Genomic DNA, 2,471 nt, shown 5'->3' with positions numbered 1-2,471 from the left:
GTAGGCTAAGTACCCAGCGCCTTGCCGCATTGCTGCGGTAGGTTTCCGGACACTCGCCCCCGAACCGGACTTACAACTCTCGCTGTATCCGGCTCTCCATCCATTCACAGTCTGCACTGTGTATTTTAGTGTGACAGCTTTCACAGACTACCAGTGTTTTCCGGTTAATCTTTTTCATAAAAGCTGCCCACGGTTGACTTTCATCCAGCTCTTTCAGCGTTCTTACCTGGTGCATCACCAACACTGAAGTTTCTTTTCCACACCATTCACACCGATTTGCTTTCAATCGTGCGCCAAGACTGGGCTTCTTCAGAATGCCTTTTGGCTTATGGATAATATCCGCTTCTTTTCCCAGAGGATAGGGGTCTCTGGCAAGACTGCCTTGCCACAGTAGTCGAATACGCTCCTTGCCATGTTTGTCCTGAAATTTCACACCGATGTCTTTGCCGATACGATACTGAACAATGATTTTGCGCTTTGTTGTGCGGTATTTACAGGCCAGAGTTTTGTAAAAGCTGTACTCCATGATATAGCGGAACTTGTGTAGCTTGGAGCGATTGTTTGCAATCGCATAATAGTTACAGAATCCTCGTATCTCGCCGTTGTACTGGTCAAGAATACTCAGGTCCGTTCGCCCGACAAGTTTTCCGCGATGGGTGGGCTGCCAAATCTCTGTTCCATTGCGAACATCGATTCTCATGGCTCCCAGTTCCAGCAGCTTCTTCTGAATGGCGGAAGTTGGGACTTCCAGCATGACATGGCCGCTGTAATTTCTGGCCGTAGAACCACTTTTGGTTTTCTTGGTGTGATTGCTCTGCGGTGTAACCCTGATTTCAAATCCTAAGAATTTTGCCCGGTCTGTCGCTTTGGTTACCAGCGTCTTTTCGTCCGACAGTTCCAATTTCAACTGTCCGGCGATATATGTGCCGATTTCCTGTTTCACAGCCTGTGCATCCTCTTTGGCTCCGATGATACCGATAAGAAAGTCATCAGCGTAGCGGACATATTGCAGTCTGCGGAAGTTTTCGTCCATAGGGTCTTTACAGGGGATGGACTTGTGAACCTTGTCCAGTTCCCAGATGCTTTCCAGTAAGGACTGCTTTTCTTCCTCAGTTTTTGCCTTTGCCAGCTTTCTTTTGAGTCGGATTCTCTTATCGCTCAGCTTGCGGTATTCCACATTGACGGCTCGCTTGTTCCCACGGTCAAACCGTTTCTTAAACTCTGCCATATATTTGTCGAACTGGTCGAGATAGATATTGGCGAGAATAGGACTAATGATGCCGCCCTGTGGCGTGCCGCTGTAGCTTTGATGCACTTGGTTATCTTCCATATATCCCGCATTAAGAAATTTACGGATAAGGCGCAGGAAGCGTTCATCTTTGATTCTCTTGCGGAGGATGCCAATCATGACATTATGGTCGATATTGTCAAAGAAGCCTTTAATGTCTCCCTCCACAAACCATTTGCACCGTGTAAAGCGATTTTGAATCATTCTCAAGGCTGTGTGACAGCTTTTATTGGGTCGAAAGCCGTGGGAGGTGTCCTCAAAGCTGTTTTCATAGATGGATTCCAACAGCATACGGACAACTTCCTGTACCAGCTTGTCGTCAATGGACGGGATGCCCAGAGGACGGAGTTTTCCATTCTTTTTGGGAATATATGTCCGTCTGGACGGCTTGGGCTGGTAAGATTCGTCTTTCAGGGCTGCAATAAGCCTGTCAACTCTTTCAAGGCTCATTGCGTCAATGGTTTTCCCGTCTGTGCCTGCGGTCATGTTTCCCTGACTGGCATAGATATTTTGATACGCCTGTAAGAAAAATTCCCGGTTGAACAGATTGCGGTACAATCTGTCATAGACATAGCCGGATTGAGCTGAATGCTCTTGCAGACTGTTCAATACATTTTCTGGATTTCTCATAGTGCCTCACGCACCTTCCTTTCTTTTGCATTGAATCGAATGAACTGCCGCCCTTCGCCATGTGCGTGCCATTAACACGCTCGGACTACTACGGCGGCTCCGTTGCCATATTGGATTTTCAGGGCCTGCACCCATAGCTCTTGCGAGCATTCCAACTTAGGCAATCCCCATTTAGTAACAGAGTAAAAAGCTGTGTTCATTGTCGGATACGGTTTTCGTCCTTTTATGCTGATACATACGGGCTGCACATCGGTTTCGCTCCTGCCAGTCATCTTTTCTGGCGGAGATGCACAGCGCAGCGGATATAGCTGTCTTCCGCTGCGACCACCACAAATGTCCCTCGGACTGCCGTTCAACCAGTGTAGGCTTTATCCTCATATGAACTTTGGTCTTGCTGCTCAGTCGTGGCATGACAACTTGCCAACTCACAGCGTTACGGTCGTGCTATTGTCCCCTTTGGGTTTCCCCATCCAGGTTAGCCGTTGACCACAGGCATGAAACCTCACGCCTGCCGCTTGCTAAGCGGATTTACTCTGCCCCTTATGGGCGCACA

General features: G+C 48.3%; 1 protein-coding gene. It reads right to left on the bottom strand.

Annotated elements, in window-relative coordinates; all coding sequences use genetic code 11:
- Positions 1 to 70: 70 nt before the first annotated feature.
- Positions 71 to 1,918 carry a group II intron reverse transcriptase/maturase gene (gene ltrA, locus FGQ85_RS18025; protein ID WP_138374148.1) on the bottom strand — a complete coding sequence of 616 codons (1,848 nt, stop codon included), beginning with the start codon at positions 1,916 to 1,918 and terminating at the stop codon, positions 71 to 73.
- Positions 1,919 to 2,471: the final 553 nt, after the last annotated feature.

The sequence above is a fragment of the Pseudoflavonifractor sp. BSD2780061688st1 E11 genome (genome assembly GCF_005844125.1).
GTDB lineage: Bacteria > Bacillota > Clostridia > Lachnospirales > Lachnospiraceae > Sellimonas > Sellimonas catena.
This window is presented reverse-complemented; position numbering and strand designations above follow the sequence as displayed.